Annotated in this window: 17 protein-coding genes; 9 read left to right on the forward strand and 8 right to left on the reverse strand. The window is 57.6% G+C overall.

Annotated elements, in window-relative coordinates; translation table 11 throughout:
• Positions 1-52: 52 nt before the first annotated feature.
• From fhuB to hrpB, 6 genes are all read right to left on the reverse strand, one after another.
• Positions 53-2,035 (reverse strand): Fe(3+)-hydroxamate ABC transporter permease FhuB, encoded by a 1,983-nt coding sequence (gene fhuB / locus OVA10_RS20595; protein WP_102104624.1) that lies wholly within the window; start codon positions 2,033-2,035, stop codon positions 53-55.
• Positions 2,032-2,922 carry a Fe(3+)-hydroxamate ABC transporter substrate-binding protein FhuD gene (gene fhuD / locus OVA10_RS20600; protein ID WP_268196707.1) on the reverse strand — a complete coding sequence of 297 codons (891 nt, stop codon included), beginning with the start codon at positions 2,920-2,922 and terminating at the stop codon, positions 2,032-2,034. The genes fhuB and fhuD overlap by 4 nt, the downstream gene beginning before the upstream one ends.
• The gene (fhuC, locus tag OVA10_RS20605) at positions 2,922-3,719 is read right to left on the reverse strand and encodes a Fe3+-hydroxamate ABC transporter ATP-binding protein FhuC (protein WP_123429467.1); all 798 of its coding nucleotides are present in this window, start codon (positions 3,717-3,719) and stop codon (positions 2,922-2,924) included. The genes fhuD and fhuC overlap by 1 nt, the downstream gene beginning before the upstream one ends.
• 47 nt (positions 3,720-3,766) lie before the next feature.
• On the reverse strand, positions 3,767-6,013 hold the full coding sequence (gene fhuA / locus OVA10_RS20610) for a ferrichrome porin FhuA (protein WP_268196709.1): 2,247 nt from the start codon (positions 6,011-6,013) through the stop codon (positions 3,767-3,769).
• 238 nt (positions 6,014-6,251) lie between these two features.
• Positions 6,252-8,774, reverse strand: coding sequence for a bifunctional glycosyl transferase/transpeptidase (mrcB, locus tag OVA10_RS20615; protein WP_268196711.1), 2,523 nt, complete (start codon positions 8,772-8,774; stop codon positions 6,252-6,254).
• A gap of 83 nt (positions 8,775-8,857) precedes the next feature.
• Positions 8,858-11,287 (reverse strand): ATP-dependent helicase HrpB, encoded by a 2,430-nt coding sequence (hrpB, locus tag OVA10_RS20620; RefSeq protein ID WP_268196712.1) that lies wholly within the window; start codon positions 11,285-11,287, stop codon positions 8,858-8,860.
• A 72-nt stretch (positions 11,288-11,359) separates the two neighbouring features.
• On the opposite strand from hrpB, the gene thpR reads away from it, so the two are divergent.
• The 9 genes from thpR to panD all read left to right on the forward strand — a co-directional run bounded on the left by thpR (position 11,360) and on the right by panD (position 18,523).
• Positions 11,360-11,890: an RNA 2',3'-cyclic phosphodiesterase gene (thpR, locus tag OVA10_RS20625; RefSeq protein WP_123429470.1), complete on the forward strand. Its 531-nt coding sequence runs from the start codon at positions 11,360-11,362 to the stop codon at positions 11,888-11,890.
• A 13-nt stretch (positions 11,891-11,903) separates the two neighbouring features.
• Positions 11,904-12,608 (forward strand): DNA/RNA nuclease SfsA, encoded by a 705-nt coding sequence (sfsA, locus tag OVA10_RS20630; protein WP_100777580.1) that lies wholly within the window; start codon positions 11,904-11,906, stop codon positions 12,606-12,608.
• A 174-nt stretch (positions 12,609-12,782) separates the two neighbouring features.
• Positions 12,783-13,238 (forward strand): RNA polymerase-binding protein DksA, encoded by a 456-nt coding sequence (gene dksA / locus OVA10_RS20635; RefSeq protein ID WP_001155232.1) that lies wholly within the window; start codon positions 12,783-12,785, stop codon positions 13,236-13,238.
• Between the two features lie 71 nt (positions 13,239-13,309).
• Positions 13,310-14,200, forward strand: a complete 891-nt coding sequence (gene gluQRS / locus OVA10_RS20640; protein WP_268196713.1) for a tRNA glutamyl-Q(34) synthetase GluQRS — start codon at positions 13,310-13,312, stop codon at positions 14,198-14,200.
• A 175-nt stretch (positions 14,201-14,375) separates the two neighbouring features.
• Positions 14,376-15,776, forward strand: coding sequence for a polynucleotide adenylyltransferase PcnB (gene pcnB, locus OVA10_RS20645; RefSeq protein ID WP_100777582.1), 1,401 nt, complete (start codon positions 14,376-14,378; stop codon positions 15,774-15,776).
• Positions 15,773-16,252 carry a 2-amino-4-hydroxy-6-hydroxymethyldihydropteridine diphosphokinase gene (gene folK / locus OVA10_RS20650; RefSeq protein ID WP_129035408.1) on the forward strand — a complete coding sequence of 160 codons (480 nt, stop codon included), beginning with the start codon at positions 15,773-15,775 and terminating at the stop codon, positions 16,250-16,252. Before pcnB ends, folK begins: the two co-directional genes overlap by 4 nt.
• A 122-nt stretch (positions 16,253-16,374) precedes the next feature.
• Complete coding sequence (gene panB / locus OVA10_RS20655; RefSeq protein WP_123429473.1) at positions 16,375-17,166, forward strand: 3-methyl-2-oxobutanoate hydroxymethyltransferase; 792 nt, start codon at positions 16,375-16,377, stop codon at positions 17,164-17,166.
• A gap of 11 nt (positions 17,167-17,177) precedes the next feature.
• Positions 17,178-18,032: a pantoate--beta-alanine ligase gene (gene panC, locus OVA10_RS20660; RefSeq protein ID WP_100777585.1), complete on the forward strand. Its 855-nt coding sequence runs from the start codon at positions 17,178-17,180 to the stop codon at positions 18,030-18,032.
• 110 nt (positions 18,033-18,142) lie between these two features.
• Entirely contained in the window at positions 18,143-18,523 is a 381-nt protein-coding gene (gene panD, locus OVA10_RS20665; RefSeq protein WP_095284178.1) for an aspartate 1-decarboxylase, read from the forward strand.
• A 2-nt stretch (positions 18,524-18,525) separates the two neighbouring features.
• On the opposite strand, the gene OVA10_RS20670 is transcribed toward panD, so the two are convergent.
• Together OVA10_RS20670 and OVA10_RS20675 are read right to left on the reverse strand one after the other, a co-directional pair.
• Complete coding sequence (locus tag OVA10_RS20670; protein WP_100777586.1) at positions 18,526-19,773, reverse strand: polysaccharide deacetylase family protein; 1,248 nt, start codon at positions 19,771-19,773, stop codon at positions 18,526-18,528.
• Positions 19,774-19,836: 63 nt separating this feature from the next.
• Entirely contained in the window at positions 19,837-20,277 is a 441-nt protein-coding gene (locus OVA10_RS20675) for a PTS sugar transporter subunit IIA (RefSeq protein ID WP_102104616.1), read from the reverse strand.
• Positions 20,278-20,308 lie beyond the last annotated feature (31 nt).

Below are 20,308 nucleotides of genomic sequence, written 5' to 3' on the forward strand. Positions count from 1 at the left end.
CACGCGACAAACAAAGTAAATGCAAAACGGCAGCCTCTCGGCTGCCGTTTTTTTATCGGCTCTGCTTTCTCAGCAAATAAATAAAGTACGGCGCACCAATAAACGTCGACAGCAGCCCCGCCGGGATCTGATACGGAAACAGCACCATCCTGCCCAGCCAGTCGGCGATCACCAGTATCATTCCGCCCACCAGCGCGGAGATCACGATATGCGGCATCGTGCGGCGGAACCCCATCATGCGCGCGATGTGCGGCGCCATCAGACCAACAAAACTCAGTGGGCCGATGGTCATGGTCGCGACGGCGGTCAGGCAGGCCGCCAGCAGCAGCAAGCCGACGCGCGATGGCGTCAATGCAATCCCGACCGCGCGTGCCGTTTCACCGCCCAGTGGCAGAATCGTCATCCAGCGGCGGCACAACGGCGTGATTGCCAGCAGCAAGATCATCGCAATCCCGGAATGCACCACCTGTGCCCCCGTCGCGCCGTAAGTCGAACCAGAAATCCAGGTCAGGATCTGCGCCATGCGCGGATCGCCGCTGGCCTGCAGCATCATCAACAGCATGGTAAATGCGGTGCTGAGCGCCATACCGGCAAGCAGCATCCGGTGCGGTGAAAAGCCCCCGCGCCCGGCGGCGATCATAATGATCATCAGCGTGGCGGCGGCACCAATACTGCCCGCAGGCATCAGCCAGCCAAACGCATCGCCCGGTACGAAGAAAAGCATCATCACTACGCCAAACGCCGCGCCGGAGCTGATGCCCAGCACTTCCGGGCTGGCCATCGGGTTACCCGTCAGACGCTGGATAATGCACCCGGCGACCGCCAGCATCACGCCTGCGATCAGCGCCGAGAAAATACGCGGCCAGCGCCATTGCAGCAGTTCATCCAGCATCGGGCCTGTCGCCCAGTGCCAGCCGCTCGCATCGCGCCCCAGTGAGAGGGCAATCCACGCGACAATCAGCAATACGATCAGCCCGGTCAGCACAAACCATTGAATGTGCTGACGCTCGGCATAGACTTTATCCCCAGCGTCCATCGCGGGCGCGCTCATGCTGCGCAGACGCGGCAGCAGCCATAGCAGCAACGGCGCCCCAATCAATGCGGTGACGGAACCGGTGGAGACTTCCATCCACACGCGGGCGAGCCAGAGAATGATTTGATCCGACAGCCAGAGGATCAGCGCCCCAATCAGCGGCGCCAGCATCAGTCGCGACAGCAGGCGACGCGCACCGAGCATTTTCGCCAGCAACGGTGCAAACAGGCCGATAAAGCCGATAATCCCGACCGCATTTACCAGCAGTGCGCTGAGCACAATCGCCAGCGTCAGCGCGGCAAGACGTGCCAGAGAAAGCGCCAGCCCGAGATTGCGCGCCACGCCATCATCCAGCCCCATCAGCGTCAGCGGACGCAGCAGCAGCAGGGTCAGCACTACGCCGCCGATCAGCTGTGGCCACAGGCGTTGCACGATACTCCAGTCGGTCTGGGTCAGCGTCCCGGTGCTCCACAGGAACATGCTTTGCAGCTCGTCGTGATGGAACAGCACCAGCAGCTGGTTGATGGCCCCGCAGTAGAGGCTCACCACCAGCCCCGCCAGAATCAGCGTTACCGGAGAAAGACGTTTCCCCCACGCCACACCGAAGACCAGCGCACCGACCACACAGGCCCCCGCCAGCGCAGCGAACTGGCTGGTGAGTGCGCCGGGCAGCGCCCAGAGCGTGGTAATCGTGATACCAAGCTGTGCGCCAGTGGCGACGCCAAGCGTCGTCGGTTCCGCCAGCGGGTTACGCAGCACCTGCTGGAACAGCACGCCGACCAGCCCCAGCCCCGCGCCCACCAGCAATGAAATCGCCAGGCGTGGCAACAGGCTGTAGTGGAACAGCATCTGCTGGATGTTATCGATATCCGGTACGGAGAAGGCCTGGCCCCACTGCGCGCGCGGCAGCGCAATCGACAAATTTGACCAGGTTAAGAACAGTGCGACGACGAAAACGACGGTTAACAGCAGCGTCGGGAAAAGTGCGATCCGCGATCTCATGCTTTGCCTCCCAATGCGCTATCAAGCACGCGGGCAAAGTGCATCGCCGACAGCGTCGCTCCGTAGAACCACACCGCAGGCACACGCTGGAAACGCTGCTCGCGCACGAACGGCATCGCCTGCCACAGCGGCGTCGCCATCAGGGTTTGCATCTCACGGTCATTGCCATGATCGAAACAGAGCACGTCTACATCGCGGAACTGCGCCAGACGATCGATGCCGACAGTGGTACTGCCCCAGAAGGTCATCTCCCCTTCCCAGGCATTCGTAATAGCGAAGCGATCGAGCACTTCCTGGAACAGGCAGTTTTTGCCAAATACCAGCACGTGACGCGCATCCAGCAGCGTGACCATCAGCAACGGACGGTTGCCACGCGCGGCAAAGCGGGGTTTGAGCGAATCGATAAAACCGTCGAAATGGTCGAGGTGCTGTTTTGCCGCCGCCTCGCGGTCCAGAAGCTGGGCCATTTCATTAATCGAATGACGCGCCATGGTCAGCGGTTTTTTACCGTCGCTGAAGGTGAACCCCCGCCCCGGCGCAATGCGTGCCAGCGTCTCCGGCGAAGGGCCGTAGCCCGCAGACCAGACCAAAAACGAGGGTTTCATCTGCGTCAGGAGTTCGAGATTCGGCTCGGTGCGCAGGCCGATATCGATGGTTGACGCGGGGATCTTTGGCTCGTTGACCCACATGTTGTAGTTAGGAATATCCGCCACGCCGTACGGCGCGATGCCCAGCGCCAGCATCAGCTCAACCGGCAGCCACTCCAGCGCCACAATGCGGTGCGGATCAACAGAAGCCGCACGCGCGGTATTCATTTTTAACAGCAGTGGCGAAAGCGCCAGCGCCGTCAGTAACCGACGGCGACTTATCAACGTTGGATCCAGCATCAATACACAAAGCTCACCGGTGCAGCCCCTGACGGGTGAGGCAGGATACCCATTGGAATTCCGTAGATCAGTTCCAGCGTTTCGCCGCGCATCAGCTCAGACGGCGTACCTTGCGCAATCATCTCGCCCCCGCGCAGGGCCACCAGATAATCGCAGTAGCGCGCGGCCATATTGATATCGTGCAGAACGGCGATCACCGTCAGCCCTTTCTGCTGGCTGAGGCGATGAATCAGCGCCAGCACATCCACCTGATGGGCGATGTCCAGCGCCGAGGTTGGTTCGTCCAGCAGCAGGCAGTTACTGTCCTGAGCCACCAGCATCGCGATCCACGCGCGCTGACGCTCGCCGCCGGAGAGGCTATCCACCAGACGGTGCGCCAGCGGTTTTAACCCCACCAGCGCGATCGCCTCTTCCACTTTCTCTCTGTCAGCCACACCAAACCGCCCGAGCGCGCCGTGCCACGGATAACGTCCAATCGCCACCAGTTCGCGCACGGTCATCCCTTCAGCCTGCGGCAGTTGCTGCGGCAGATAGGCGACTTTGCGGGCAAAGGCTTTGCTTTTCCAGCTCTCAAGCGGCTGCCCGTCGAGCAGGATCTCCCCTTCGGACGGCGGCTGATGGCGCCCCAGCATTTTGAGCAGCGTGGATTTACCCGAACCGTTGTGACCGATAAGGCCCGTGACTTTGCCGACAGGGAATGTCAAAGAGAGCGGATGCAGCAGCGTGCGTCCAGGGACGCGAAAGGAGGTGTTATTAAGCGCAAACGTGGTATCGGAGTGCGGTCTAATTTCCTGCATAGTGGCCAACTTGTTAAAGGGCACGGCGAACCGTGCCCGAAGAGAGATTAGAAGCGGAAGGTCGCCGTGGCGACAACCTGGCGTTCAGCACCCCAGAAGCAGCCGTAGGTGTTGAAGCAGCTTGCGACGTATTCACGATCCAACAGGTTGTTGACGTGAACCGCCACGTTGGAGCCCGCCATACCGAAGCGCGCCAGATCGTAACGGACCAGGGCATCGACAACGGTGTAACTGCCCACTTTGAAGGAGTTCGCCGGGTCGCCATAGCTGGAGCCGGTCAGACGGCCGCCGGTCCCGAGTGTCAGGCCAGACAGTGCGCCATCAAAGAAGGTGTAGTCACCCCACAGCGAAGCCATGTGTTTTGGCACCTGCGCAGGCGTGTTGCCTTTGTAGTTGGTGTCGGTGGTGTATTCCGCATCCGTGTAGGTGTAAGACCCTACGACGTTAACACTCGCAGACAGCGCCGCTTTAGCTTCAATTTCCACGCCGCGTGAACGAATTTCGCCACCCTCAACGGAGAAGAATGAGCCTGCCGGGTCAGCCATCAGGTTGTTGGTTTTGGTCAACTGGTAGACCGCACCGGTCAACACGATAGGACGATCGCTCGGCACATATTTCACGCCCGCTTCGTACTGCTTACCTTTAGACGGTGAGAACAGTTTACCCTGCGCATCGGTCTGAGACGCCGGTTCGAAGGATTCGCTGTAGCTGAAGTACGGGGTTACGCCGTTATCAAACAAGTAGTTAACGCCACCACGCCAGGTGAACTGGGCATCGTCACGTTTGGAGGTGGTGTTGTAAACACGGTTGTAGGATTCCTGATCGGCCCAGTCGTAACGACCGCCCAGAGTCACCAGCACTTTATCCCACTGCGCCTGGTCCTGAACGTACAGACCCGTTTGCTTCTGACGGTTCAGGATCTGATACGGACCGGACGTAGCCGGATCTTTCGAATTGAAATCGAAATCGGTGTACACCGGATTGTAGAGATCCAGCAACGGCACGGAGTCGTCGTAGCCGAACCAGGAGTTGATGTCGTTACGCATACGCATAAAGTCAACGCCGGTCAGCAGGGTGTGGTCAACGGCACCGGTCGCAAATTTGCTCTGCAACTGGGTATCCACGGTGAAGTTTTGCAGCTTCTCATCATCAACCACGTATTTACGCGCCAGATAATGGCCCTTGTCCGCTGGCGCTAAGGCCGCACACTGTTTGCTGCCCGCATTCGCCGGATCGGTACATACACCGTAACCGTAGACGCTGTTTTGCGAGGTTTTATTCTCAGCAAAGCGCAGGTTCTGACGCACGGTAAAGGTGTCGTTGAATTCGTGGTCGAAGCTGTACCCAACCATTTTCTGGTTACGGGAGTAGGTATTGTTCTTCGCACCTTCGTTGAAGTCGGTCGGCAGACGGCTGCCGTTTGGCAGTGGCTCAACCGTACCCTCTTTTGGCAACCAGCCGTAGTAGCCCGTTTCTGGCTCATTCTGGAAGTAAGAGAGGAAGGTGAAGTTAGTTTTGTCATCCGGACGCCAGGAGAACGACGGCGCGATAGCATAACGCTGCTCTTCCGCACGCTCCTGCTGGGCGTTATTGGAACGCGCTACGCCGGTCAGACGGTAGGAGTAGACGCCGTCATCATCGATTGCATCGCTGAAGTCAAACCCGGTCTGGAACAGGCTGTCGGTGCCGACTTTGAACTGGATCTCTTTCAGCGGCTCCGTCATTGGGCGCTTGCTCACCATGTTCAGCAAACCGCCTGGGCTGCTTTTTCCGTACAGCACGGAAACCGGACCGCGCATGATTTCAGCGCGCTCCAGCATATAAGGGTCAATCACCGCGTCGTTGTAGAAGTTGCCCTGCATCTTCATACCGTCGAGGTAGTTGTTCTGGCTCTGACCATCGGCCGCAAAACCGCGAATGACCAGATAGTCATAGGTGTTTGATGCGCCACGCGTGCCAACTGCAACGCCTGGGGTGTAGCTCAACGCCTCTTTTACCGAGCGTGGCTGATGCAGCGCCATCTCTTCGGCGGTCACCACAGAAATAGACTGCGGGACTTTTTGAATAGGGGTATCGGTTTTGGTGCCGGTTGCGGACTGACGCGCCGCGATGGTTGCCGCCGGTCCCCATGCACTTTCTTGTGCCGCTGGGGCCGCCGTCACCGTAATGGTGTCTTCTTTTTTGGGGGTGTCAGCCGCATGTGCAAAAGCAGACATGCCGCCTACCGCTGTGGCTACAACGACCGCGATTTTACGCAGCGAAGGACTCTTTGGCTGAGCAGTTTTGAGCGCCATTGGTATATCTCTGATGAAAGAGTGAATGATAACGTAAACGAGAATTATTATTATGACCGCAGAATAATATGCGAAACGCTGGCGGCATAGCAAGCGATATGCGGCCCTACAAGAATTGAGGGTTTAAGAAATAACCAGAGGGAAAATGAGGAGTTAAAGCAGGATTAAATAAGGGTTAGGAATATGTTCTTTATGCGTGAATAAACTCCCTCTCCCGCAGGAGAGGGAATTCTCAGACTTAGTTACTGCCAAACATATCTTTGATCCAGCCCGCCACGCCGTCGCTGTCTTTCTTCTCATTCTGCGGCTGCTGCTGTTGTTGCTGCGGCTGCTGTTGAGGCTGAGACTGCTCAAACGGATTGCCCGTCGGCTGTTCTGGCTGGCTTTGCTGGCACAGCGATTCCGGTTTGTCCGTCCAGACCGGCAGGGAACGCATCCCGCCGCCGCAGACGAAGTTACCCGATTCATCCACACCCATATCGACGATATCTTCCGGCGGCGTCAGGTTCAGCGGCACCGGCGACTGGTTGGTCAGGTAACGCTGGTAGATAGACATCGCGCCGCTCGCACCGTACAGACGGGTCGGCTGGTTGTTATCACGTCCAACCCAGGTGATCACCACTTCACGGCCATCAATCCCGGCAAACCAGGTATCGACGTTGTTGTTGGTGGTCCCGGTTTTACCCGCCAGATGCAGGCCCGGATATTTCGCGCCCAGCTGGCGACCCGTACCGCGCTGCACCACTTGCTGCATGGTCCACAGGGTCATGTAAGCAGCCTGCGCGGGAACCACGCGTTCTGCCTGCGGGAAGCTCTGATAAAGCACCGTACCGTCTTCAGCAATCACCGAGCGCACCGCAGAGAGCTGCGCACGGTTACCGCCGCTGGCGATGGTCTGGAAGGCCTGCGCCACTTCGATAGGCGTCAGGTTCAGCGCCCCCAGAATCATCGCTGGCACCGGATGCAGCTGATCTTTTGGCACACCCAGTTTCTGCCAGGTGTCGGTAATCGCCGGCAGACCCAGCGCCATACCGAGGTTAACCGTCGGGACGTTCATCGAACGCGTCAGAGCATCCACCAGCATCACCTGGCCGCTGAACTGTTTATCGTCGTTCTGCGGAGACCATACCTGGCCATTCGGCTGACGCAGCGCAATCGGCGCATCGGCAATCCAGGTATTGAGTCGATACTGATTCGGCTGGCTCAGAGCAGTCAGATAGGTCGCCGGTTTTGCCAGAGAACCAATCGAACGACGCGCCTGCATCGCACGGTTGTAGCCCGCAAACTGCGGCTCTGCCCCGCCAACCATCGCGCGCACTTCTCCGCTATAACGATCGACGACGACCATTGCGGTTTCCAGATCGCTCAGCTTGCGCTGCTTTTTCAGCACCGGAATGCCGTCAACGGCAGCTTTCTCAGCGGCGTCCTGCGCCACGGAGTCAAAGGTGGTAAAGATCTTCACGCCGGAGAGATCTTTCACTTTGTCGCCGAGTTTGGTCTGCAGCTCCTGACGCACCATCTGCATAAATGCAGGCTGTGGCGAGATCACGCCACCGCGCGGTTGCACGCCCAGCGGACGCGCGCTCAGCATGTCGTACAGCTCCTGATCGATCACCTGCTGCTGTTGCAACAAGCGCAGAACCAGGTTACGACGCTCCAGCGCCAGTTTCGGGTTGCGCCACGGGTTATAGATTGACGCGCCTTTCACCATCCCCACCAGCAGTGCCTGCTGGTCGAGGCTCAGCTCTTCCACCGGACGGCCAAAGTAGTAGAGGCTCGCCAGCGGGAAACCGCGAATTTCATTATCGCCGCTCTGACCGAGATACACCTCGTTCATGTACAGCTCAAGAATACGATCTTTGCTGTAGCGGGCGTCCATCAGCACGGCCATGTACGCTTCGTTGGCTTTACGCCAGTAAGAGCGTTCGCTGGAGAGGAACAGGTTTTTCACCAGCTGCTGGGTCAGGGTACTCGCCCCCTGCACCGTACGACCGGCCGTCAGGTTCGCCAGCACCGCACGCCCGATGGAGTACAGGCTCACGCCGTCGTGCTCGTAGAAGTGGCGGTCTTCGGTGGCCAGCAGGGTATCAACCAGCAGATCCGGGAAGCCATTACGCGCGACAAACAGGCGCTGCTCGCCGTTTGGCGAGGAGAGCATGGTGATCAGGCGCGGGTCGAGACGGAAGAAACCGAACTGACGGTTGCTGTCCAGATTCTCGATGGTTTCCAGGTGGTCGCCGTCAAAGGTCAGACGCGCGCGCACCTGCCCCTCTTTGCTGTCCGGGAAATCGAACGGACGGCGAATCATCTCGATGCTGCTCGCCTGCACGGTAAACTCGCCAGGGCGGGTCATTTTCGACACCTGACGGTACTGCGTGGCTTCCAGCAGTTTGACCATTTCGTTCTTGCTGATGGACATGTCCGGCTCAAGGTTCACCATGCGACCGTACACCGCCGCAGGCAACTGCCAGACTTTACCGTCGATACGGCTGCGGATCTTCTGATCCAGGTACACGCCGTAAATCGCCATCAGAACAACAAATACAATAAACAGCTTCAGCAGCAGCCAGAGCCAGCCGCGTCTGCCACGAGGCTTCCGCCCTTTGCCTTTTCCTTTCCGCGGCATGGGTTCATCCTCATCATCGTCTTCATAGTCATCGTCATACTCCTCATCGCTGAGGCGACGACGGCTGATTTTTTCCTTCGCCGGACGCGCAGGTTTACCCTTACGTCCTATTGGCTCGCGGTCATTCCCCGCCATGCTTTCTCTCCGCAACATTCCAGGCGCAATGGCCCGATTCTCTTTTCTTCCACCCAACGGTGAAAGAAGAAATCTCTCAAAACCTATGAATACTTCTTCGTCCGCCGCGTCGGCGCGGTATTCGCCGGATCGTCCGGCCAGACGTGTTTCGGATAACGCCCTTTCATCTCTTTCTGCACATCGCGATAGCTACCAGCCCAAAAAGCACCGAGATCGCGCGTGATTTGCAATGGACGATGGGCGGGCGACAGCAGCTCCAGCACCAGTGGAACGCGCCCGTCGGCTATCGACGGCGTGGTGGCTTCACCAAACATCTCCTGCATCCGTACCGCCAGTGCCGGAGGATTATCCTCATGATATCGAATGGCGATCCGGCTTCCGGTCGGCACAGTGTAATGCGAGGGGAGCGAACTCACCAGTCGTTGACGTAATGACCAGTCGAGTAAATTCTCAAGCGCGGCCTTCACATCCAGTGATTTCAGCGCTTTCAGGGAATGCACACCGCCCATTTCTGGCAGTAACCAGGTTTCCAGGGAGGCCAGCAGCGCATCGTCGTCCACCTCGGGCCACGGGTACTCCGGCAGCCAGCGCGCGGCGCAGTGTAAGCGCAGGCGATACTGTTCCGCTTCCGGCGTCCAGTTCAGCACAGTCAGCCCTTTATCGCGAATACCGTTGAGCATCGCCTGGTGCAGCTCGTCTTCCGACGGTTTTGCCAGCGGTTTAACGCTGACGGTCAGTTTGCCGATCTGGCTGCGGCGAAACGCTTTCAGGGTGCCCTGCGCGTCGTCCCACTCGATGGTGTCCGACTGCTGCAACAGCTGCGGGCAGTCGCGTGTGAGCGCGTCGATATCCACCGCTATCGCCTGTAAAATTCGCGCGTCCGGGGACGAACTGCCCTGCAACAGCAGCGGTGCTATCAGCCATTCGTGGCGAGTGAGCGCGTCATCGCTGTCAAGCATCGCGCCCATGCCGTTCGCCAGCTGGTAGCGGCCATCGATCCCCCGCCTGCGTGCGATGCGATCCGGGAAAGCCTGCGCCAACAAACTGGGGATCAGATCGCTGTCCAGCGCTCCGCCACGGCGGTTCAGGCGCTGACAAAGCCGCTGGGCGCGCTGCTGCCAGTTAGGCTGATTGCGCGAAAAGGCCGAGGCCAAATCGCTGCTCCCGCCGCGCGGAGGCTCTTCCAGAATCGCCGCAAGCTTCGCGGCAGTGGCGATTTCATCATCCTCTTTTGCCGCCACCAGCATCGCCGCCAGACGCGGTTCGTTGCCAAGAGACGCCATTTTCTGGCCGCGAGGTGTCAGGCGTTCATTCTCAAGCGCACCAAGCTGAGTAAGCAGCCTGCGCGCCGCCGCCAGATTCACCGCAGGCGGCTGATCGAGCCAGGCCAGTTGACTCGGGTCCGGGCAGCCCCATTGCAACAGCTCCAGCAGCAGGCCGGAGAGATCGCTTTGCAGAATTTCCGGCGTGCTCTGCGTCGCCGCACGTTCTGCCTGCTCGGCGCTGGTCAGGTGCAGACAAATCCCCGGCTCCAGGCGTCCGGCGCGGCCTGCGCGCTGGACCATGGATGCCTGGCTGATACGCTGCGTGAGCAGGCGGGTCAGGCCGGTGCGCGGATCGAAGCTCGCCACCCTCTCCTGCGCCGTATCGACCACCAGACGAATGCCCTCGATCGTTAAACTGGTTTCGGCAATGTTGGTCGCCAGCACCACCTTGCGCTGCCCGGCAGGTGCCGGAAGGATCGCTTTACGCTGTTCGTTCAGCGACAGTGCGCCATACAGCGGGCAGAGCAGCACATCGCTGCCGACGCGTGACGCCAGTTTCTCCTGCACGCGCTGAATTTCGCCGACGCCTGGTAAAAAGAGCAGCAGCGAGCCAGATTCGTGGCGCAACAGCTCCGCGGTAGCGATAGCGACCGCCTCATCAAAGCGCAGGTTCACCGACAGCGACTGGTAGCGGCGATCGACGGGAAATGCCCGCCCTTCGGAGGCGATCACCGGTGCATCGGGAAGGATTTGTTGCAGACGTGGGTTGTCGAGCGTCGCCGACATCAGCAGCAGCCTGAGATCGTCGCGCAGCCCGTGCTGAACATCGAGCAGCAGCGCCAGCGCCAGATCGGCCTGCAGGCTGCGTTCGTGGAATTCATCGAGGATCACCAGCCCCACGCCGCTCAGTTCCGGATCGTTTTGCAGCATCCGGGTGAGAATGCCCTCCGTCACCACTTCGAGGCGCGTCGCGGGGCCGATGCAGGTTTCGGCGCGCATGCGGTAGCCGATCGTTTCGCCCGGCTTTTCATTCAGCAGTTCGGCGAGGCGTTGTGCCACGTTGCGGGCCGCCAGCCGGCGCGGTTCCAGCAGAAGAATTTTTCCGGGAATATTCCCCTCTTTGAGGATCTGCAGCGGCAACCAGGTCGATTTACCGGCGCCCGTGGGCGCATTCAGCAGGATCTGAGGGGCATGTTGTAACGCGGCAAGTAGCTCGGGAAGTACGGCGGCGACCGGCAATGAGGACACGAACAGCTCCAGAGGGTTAACATTAGACGGCGGACATTGTAGCATCGGCGCATATCATTACCGAGCCCCCCTATGTCTGATTCAAAACGACTGTTTTTCGCCATTGAGCCACCGGCCACTGTTCAGCGGCAAATCGTCCGCTGGCGCGCGGCGAATTTTCCGACCGAAGCGGGCCGCCCGGTTGCGGCCGCCAACTTACACCTGACGCTGGCGTTTCTCGGTGAGGTCAGCGCAGAAAAGCAGCAAGCGCTGTCGGCGATGGCCGGGCGGATCCGCCAGCCGGGTTTTACCCTCAATCTGGACGACGCCGGGCAGTGGCTGCGCTCTCGCGTTGTGTGGCTCGGGACGCGTCAGCCGCCGCGCGGATTGTTGCAGCTGGCGAATCTCCTGCGCGCCCAGGCCGCTCGCAGTGGCTGCTATCAAAGCCCGCAGCCCTTTCACCCGCACCTCACCCTGCTGCGTAATACCGCGCATGCGGTTGCCATTCCCGCCCCAGGCTTTAGCTGGGCCTTTCCGGTAACCGAATTTGTCCTCTACGAATCCGTATTCCATCAGGGACGCACCCGCTATACGCCGCTGACGCGCTGGACGTTAAGCGAATAATCAAGGACTCACGATGAAGTTTAGCCCTGCCTTACAGCAAGCCACCCTGATTCAGCGCTATAAGCGCTTTCTGGCCGACGTGATCACCCCCGAGGGCGAGCATCTCACGTTGCACTGCCCGAACACCGGTGCGATGACGGGCTGCGCCACGCCGGGCGATACGGTCTGGTACTCCACCTCTGCCAATCTTAAGCGTAAATATGCGCATACCTGGGAAATCACCGAGACCCAGCAAGGGGCCTTTATCTGCGTGAATACCCAGCGCGCCAACCCGCTGGTGAAAGAGGCCATCGACGCCGGGCTGATTCCAGAGCTAATGGGCTACAGCACGCTGAAAGGCGAAGTGAAATATGGCGAGGAAGGCAGCAGAATTGACTTCATGCTACAGGCGGATGACCGCCCTGAGTGCTATATTGAAGTCAAATCAGTGACGTTAGCAGACAGGGATAATGGCTACTTTCCGGATGCGGTGACGCTACGCGGCCAAAAGCATCTGCGAGAGCTAATGAGTGTTGCGGCGGCGGGCAAGCGCGCCGTATTGCTGTTTGCCGTGTTGCATTCAGCGATTGAACGATTCTCACCCGCCCGCCACATTGACCCAAAGTACGCACAATTGTTGAATGAGGCACAAAAGCAGGGGGTAGAAGTTTTCGCTTATAAAGCGGAACTTTCTGCCGATAATATGACTCTGAAGTCGACGCTCCCCGTTGTGTTATAAGGGGTTAGAAGATGACGATTTGGTGTTCTGGCCGCGTGCGCAAATACGCTTTTCCTCACAGGCTTGTCAAGTGTTACGTTTAGATAATTGCCTTACGGAAAAGCATCTGCTATTTATAGCGACCTGATTTTTCCCCCACACGGGGATCGATAGTGCGTGTTAAGGAGAAGCAACATGCAAGAAGGGCAAAACCGTAAAACATCGTCCCTGAGTATTCTCGCCATCGCTGGGGTGGAGCCGTACCAAGAGAAACCGGGCGAAGAGTATATGAACGAAGCCCAGCTGTCTCACTTCAAGCGTATTCTTGAAGCATGGCGTAATCAACTTAGGGATGAAGTCGATCGCACTGTTACCCATATGCAAGACGAAGCAGCAAACTTCCCGGACCCGGTAGACCGTGCCGCTCAGGAAGAAGAGTTCAGCCTCGAACTGCGTAACCGTGACCGCGAACGCAAACTCATCAAAAAGATTGAGAAAACGCTGAAGAAGGTCGAGGACGAAGATTTCGGATACTGCGAGTCCTGCGGTGTGGAAATTGGCATTCGTCGCCTGGAAGCGCGTCCGACTGCCGATCTGTGCATCGACTGCAAAACGCTGGCTGAAATCCGCGAAAAACAGATGGCAGGTTAATTCCTGTTCTGTCGTAACGATCATAAAGGCGGGAGTCACTCCCGCCTTGTGACTTTTTGTCTGCTGTGACTATGCCTCAATCCGACTATATCGGGCGCTTTGCGCCATCTCCCTCTGGTGAGCTACACTTTGGTTCGCTCATCGCCGCTCTCGGCAGCTACCTGCAAGCGCGTTCTCAGCACGGCCTCTGGCGCGTGCGTATCGAAGATATTGATCCCCCTCGTGAAGTTCCCGGTGCAGCAGAAACCATCCTGCGTCAGCTGGAACATTACGGTTTGAACTGGGACGGAGAAGTATTGTGGCAGTCAAACCGCCACGAGGCTTACCACGAACAGCTGGCGTGGCTGTATGAGCAAGGGCTGTCTTATTACTGCACCTGCACCCGTGCGCGTATTCAGCAGGCAGGCGGCGTCTACGACGGCCATTGCCGAACCCTGAATAACGGGCCGGAGAATGCGGCGGTGCGTCTGCTTCAGCATCATCCTGTCACCCGCTTTAAGGATTTACTGCTCGGCGAAATTAACGCCGATGAGCGTCTGGCGCGTGAAGATTTTATTATTCATCGTCGCGATGGCTTATTTGCTTATAATCTTGCTGTGGTGGTGGACGATCATTTCCAGGGCGTGACAGAAATTGTGCGCGGCGCAGATTTGATTGAACCGACGGTGCGACAAATTTCGCTCTACCAGCAGTTAGGCTGGAAGGTTCCGGACTATATTCATTTGCCGCTGGCGCTGAATGAACACGGGAATAAACTTTCCAAGCAGAATCACGCGCCCGCGCTGCCTGACGGGGATCCGCGCCCCGTTTTGATCGACGCATTACGATTTCTAAACCAAAATGTGAACAATGAATGGCAGGATTTATCCGTTGATGAATTGCTGAAAAAAGCCGTCGAGGGCTGGTCGCTCTCTGCCGTGCCAAAAATCCAGCATTCTCAAACGCGTCTCGCTGAGCTATGATTAGCCGCTTTTTACACGAAGCATCTCCGCTGTATCAAGGCGGCAACTGAGTGAATCACCGCGAGTTTACGTTTGTAAACGGCCCGTGAGAGCGAAGGCAGCCAACGCAGAGGCAGCATAAAAGATGACGTGTAATTTTTTGTCCAATATATGAAACACACTACCGAGGTGTACTATTTTTACTCGAGTCGCTAATTTTTGCCGTAAGGTGCTAAGCCGCGATGAGAGCGTAGCGAATGACGCTATTGCTCAATCCCATATGTCGGTTATTCCGCGTGAGCAGCACACTATTTCCCGCAAAGATATCAGTGAAAATGCCCTCAAGGTGCTCTATCGTCTGAATAAAGCAGGCTACGAGGCCTATCTCGTGGGCGGCGGGGTTCGCGATTTACTGCTTGGCAAAAAACCAAAAGATTTTGATGTGACGACCAGCGCCACGCCGGAACAGGTGCGTAAATTATTCCGCAACTGTCGTCTGGTAGGCCGTCGTTTCCGTCTTGCACACGTGATGTTTGGTCCGGAAATTATCGAAGTGGCAACCTTCCGTGGCCACCACGAAGCCGGCGCACCAACCGATCGCACGACCTCTCAGCGTGGCCAGAACGGCATGCTGCTGCGTGACAACATCTTTGGTTCCATCGAAGAAGATGCCCAGCGTCGCGATTTCACCATCAACAGCCTTTACTACAGCGTGGCCGATTTCACGGTGCGTGATTTCGTGGGCGGCGTACAGGACCTGAAAGAGGGCGTGATTCGCCTGATTGGCAATCCTGAAACTCGCTACCGCGAAGATCCGGTGCGCATGCTGCGCGCCGTGCGCTTTGCCGCCAAGCTGAATATGCAGATAAGCCCAGAGACCGCTGAGCCGATTCCGCGTCTGGCGACGCTTATCAACGACGTGCCACCGGCGCGTCTGTTCGAAGAAGCGCTGAAAATGCTGCAAGCCGGTTACGGGTATGAAACCTATAAACTGCTGCGCGAAAACAGCCTCTTCCAGCCGCTGTTCCCGACCATCGTGCGCTACTTCACCGAAAGCGGTGACAGCCCGATGGAGCGCATTATCGCTCAGGTGCTGAAAAACACCGACACCCGCATTCATAACGATATGCGTGTGAACCCGGCGTTCCTGTTCGCGGCAATGTTCTGGTATCCGCTGCTCGAAACTGCGCAGAAAATTGCTCAGGAAAGCGGCCTGGCCTATTACGATGCTTTCGCGCTGGCCGCCAACGACGTGCTGGACGAAGCCTGCCGTACGCTGGCAATTCCTAAGCGCATCACCACGCTGGTTCGCGATATCTGGCAGCTGCAATTACGCATGTCTCGCCGTCAGGGCAAGCGCGCGTGGAAGCTGATGGAACATCCGAAATTCCGCGCGGCTTACGATCTGCTGGCGCTGCGCGCTGAGATCGAGAACAACAAAGAGCTGCAAAGTCTGGCCCAGTGGTGGGGCGAATTCCAGGTTTCCGCTCCGCCGGAACAGAAAGGAATGCTCACCAATCTGGATGAAGAGCCAGAACCGCGTCGCCGTCATCGTCGCCCACGCAAGCGCGCCCCGCGCCGCGAAGGCAGCGCATGACCCTTGCGTATATCGCCATCGGCAGCAATCTGGCCTCTCCTCTGGAGCAGGTTAATGCTGCCGTTCAGGCGTTAAGCGAGATCCCACAGAGCCGCCTCGTGAAGGTTTCTGCGTTTTACCGCACGCCGCCGCTCGGACCGCAGGATCAGCCTGATTACCTGAACGCCGCCGTGGTGCTTGAAACATCCCTCGATGCCGAAACCTTGCTGGATAACACCCAGCGTATTGAGCTTCAGCAGGGCCGCCAGCGTAAAGCAGAACGCTGGGGACCGCGCACGCTGGATCTCGATATCATGCTGTTCGGTGATGAAGTCATAAATACGGACCGCCTGACGGTGCCGCATTACGACATGAAAAATCGCGGTTTTATGCTCTGGCCGCTGTGGGAAGTCGCCCCTGAATTAACCTTCCCCAACGGCGAATCGCTGCAGGCGATTTTGCAGCAGCTCAACGCCGAAAAACCCGCCCTCTGGTAATCCCGTTTTTTTGCTGATAACCCCTAAAATAATTGGTGTTAATCGGTTGCCTAAAATCATTGTTCCCCCGAATGTTACTGTTAGAATGCGCAAAGATTCGTTTTGGGCTATCAGGAAACATTATGAAACCAACCACCATCGCCTTATTGCAGAAATGCAAACAGGAAAAAAAACGCTTCGCCACGATCACCGCCTATGACTACAGCTTTGCGAAGTTGTTTGCCGACGAAGGCATTAAGGTCATGCTGGTCGGCGACTCGTTAGGGATGACGGTACAAGGACATGATTCCACCCTGCCAGTGACGGTAGAAGATATTGCTTACCATACCCGCGCCGTTCGTCGCGGTGCCCCAGAGTGCCTGCTGCTTTCCGACCTGCCTTTCATGGCCTATGCCACGCCAGAACAAGCCTTCGAAAATGCCGCCGCCGTGATGCGCGCAGGCGCCAATATGGTGAAAATCGAAGGCGGAGCCTGGCTGGTCGACACCGTGAAAAAACTGACCGAGCGCGCGGTGCCGGTTTGCGGCCATCTGGGTTTAACACCGCAGTCGGTGAATATTTTCGGTGGATATAAAGTTCAGGGGCGCGGCGAAGCAGGTCAAACGCTGCTGGACGACGCGCTGGCGCTGGAAGCCGCCGGTGCGCAGCTGTTGGTGCTGGAGTGTGTGCCCGTTGAACTGGCCAAACGCGTCACCGAAGCGCTCTCAATCCCCGTGATTGGCATTGGCGCAGGCAACGTGACCGACGGGCAAATCCTGGTGATGCACGACGCTTTCGGCATCACCGGCGGCCACATTCCTAAATTTGCGAAAAATTTCCTAAGCACCGCGGGCGACATGCGCGCTGCGGTCAGGCAGTATATTGCCGACGTCGAATCCGGTGTTTACCCGGCTGAAGAACACAGTTTCCATTAAGGAGTCTCATTGTGCTAATCATTGAAACCTTGCCACTGCTGCGTCAGCACATTCGCCGCCTGCGTCAGGAGGGTAAACGTATCGCCCTGGTCCCGACCATGGGCAATCTGCATGATGGCCACATGAAACTGGTCGACGAAGCGAAAGCCCGCGCCGATGTCGTCGTGGTGACGATTTTCGTTAACCCGATGCAGTTCGATCGTGCCGACGATCTGGCGCGCTACCCGCGCACGCTGCAGGAAGATTGTGAAAAGCTCAAAAAACACCATGTGGATTTCGTCTTTTCACCCACGCCTGACGATATTTATCCGCAGGGCACCGAAGGGGCGACCTTCGTCGATGTGCCGGGCATTTCGACCATGCTCGAAGGGGCCAGCCGTCCGGGGCATTTCCGCGGCGTTTCGACCATCGTAAGCAAGCTCTTCAACCTGGTACAGCCGGATATCGCCTGCTTTGGCGAGAAGGATTTCCAGCAGCTGGCCCTGATCCGCAAAATGGTCGCAGACATGGGCTACGACATCGAGATCGTCGGCGTGCCGATAGTGCGCGCCAAAGACGGTCTGGCGCTTAGCTCACGCAACGGGTATCTGACCGCTGACCAGCGCAAAATCGCGCCGGCGCTGAGCAAAGTCATGAACGCGATGGCGGAGAAGCTGGAAGCTAACGAATTGACGGCGGAAGAGATTATCGCTATCGCGGAACAGGAGCTGAACGAAAAAGGGCTGCGTGCCGACGACGTTCAAATCCGCGATGCGGACACGCTGCTGGCGCTTTCAGACACCAGCAAACGCGCGGTGATTCTGGTGGCCGCATGGCTCGGTCAGGCGCGCCTCATCGACAACAAAGTGGTTGAGCTGACGCAGTAGACAGCGACCAAAAATCGGGCAATACTGCGCTAATATTTGCCTGGGGAATGTTTCCCCCCACCCTGCCCTCTCCAGCCGGAGGGGACTGCATGAAGAGTAAAGGTAACGTTATGATTCGCACAATGCTGCAAGGTAAGCTTCACCGCGTCAAAGTGACGCAGGCAGACCTGCATTACGAAGGTTCCTGCGCGATTGACCAGGATTTCCTTGAGGCGGCGGGTATTCTCGAATACGAAGCCATTGATATTTACAACGTAACCAACGGCAAACGCTTCTCTACCTATGCGATTGCCGGTGAGCGTGGCTCAAAAATCATCTCCGTCAACGGCGCGGCGGCACACTGTGCTGACGTGGGTGATATCCTGATTATCGCCACCTACGTCACCATGCCGGACGAACAGGCGCGCAGCTGGCAGCCTAAAGTGGCCTATTTTGACGGCGACAACGAGATGAAACGTACCGCGAAAGCCGTACCGGTTCAGGTTGCCTGATGTTACCCCTGCGGCTGATTGCTGATCAGCCGCGACATTGTCTCCAGCGAATCCGTTCTTAAGATATACAGGCGTTTCAGTAAGAACGGATTATCTCCCGGTTTCACCTTCCCTTTTACCGTCGTCACCGCCAGATGAAAACCGGCGTCGTTCGCCGCTTTCACCGCTTTGTCATCGTAACCGCCGAACGGATACGAGAGATAGAGCACACGTGGGTTGAACTGTGCCAGCGAGCGCCGCGAGCGTTCAAAATCAAACAGAATGACGTGGTAGCTGCGGCTCAGCAAAATAGGATGTTTATTGCCATCGACGCGGTGCAGGAAGTGGGTGTGCGACTGGATATCAAACACATCCTGAATCTCTTTCAGCTCCGACACGCTCATAAATTGCAGCGATTTCGGGTCCCACTTCTGCGGATGGCCTTTGATTCGCGACGAGATGATAAACGCCGTCGCCTTAAAGCCATACTGCTTCAGAATCGGCCACGCGTAGCGGTTGACCGACTTCAGACCATCGTCAAAGGTAATCACCACCGCGCGGGCGGGCAGGTTCATTTTATTGCGCACGTAGCCTTCCAGCTGATAGAGCGTCAGCGTGGTGTAACCCTGATCGCGCAGCCAGGTCATCTGGTTGTTAAAGGCGCGCACGCTGGTGGTCGTGGAGGTGTGACGGAAGCGGGTGTTCTCTTCGTCGCGCAAAATATGGTGATAGGTGATCACCGGAATGCCGCTGTCTTCCTGCGCATCCAGGCTGCTGATCCACGCCAGACGGTTGCCCATGCGGATTTGAAACCAGGTCTGGTTAAGTCTGTCTTTCAGCTTGCTGAGAATGGGATAGCGCAGGTTTGAACTCAGCGTACCAAACGGGGCGCTGCCGCTGTTGGGTGCGTTATACACCGGGGTGTCTTTCCAGGTGATCAGATTCTGGTTACTGAGCGGCTTGTTGAGATCGCCCAGACTGTCCTGTACGCGCTGTTTCCCCTGCACCTTTTCCAGATGGCCTTTGTCGATAAACCCGGTGCCAAAGCCGAAGCGAAATTCGTAGTAGTCTGCCGCCGTAGGAACGACTGCAAGAATCTGCCCCGCGCGCACATTGCCGACGTTAACAACCTCGTTGCCCACCTGCGCCCAGATCGCTGCATCTTCAGTGGTTTGCATATATTGAGCGGGTAAGCCCTGTTGGCTTAATAAACTGGCAGAGACGCCGCCGGAGACCAGCAGCAAAAGAAGGGAAAAAACGCGTATAAACATGGGATTATTATCGACACTAAAAATCAGTCGCCATTGTAGCAAAAGCGACATCAATACCAATGTTTAATTCTTATACAGATCGTGGAGCAGGACAAAAGGCGGGTTTTTCTGCTGCTGATGCCAGAGGCTGCTGACGCCGGGGATCTCCTGCCCGACCAGCGTATCGCGGAACTCCGCGCTGCTCAGCGTTTCGCGCAGCGGGTACATCATCTCCAGCAACGCGTAGTTAATCCCGGAAATCACTTCACAGTTTTCATGCTTGTGACTCAACAACGCGGCGGCGCGATACGGCGCGGCGCCCGATTTGTCGGTCATAAAAATGACGCCTTCACCGGTATCCGTCTCATGCAGCGCATCGCACATCATACGGCTCAGCATGTTGGTGCTCAGCCCGCGCCAGTAGTTCACCGCCCGGCACTGAGGCAGCGGACCCAATTTTTTTTCCAGGCGATCGAGCATTGCCTGGGCATCGTCATCATGACAGGTAATCACCCAACCCAACATAGCGTCTCTCCTTTAGGGGAAAGTAGTTTAG

Source organism: Lelliottia sp. SL45 (assembly GCF_026672535.1).
In the GTDB taxonomy this organism is placed as follows: Bacteria; Pseudomonadota; Gammaproteobacteria; order Enterobacterales; family Enterobacteriaceae; genus Enterobacter; species Enterobacter nimipressuralis.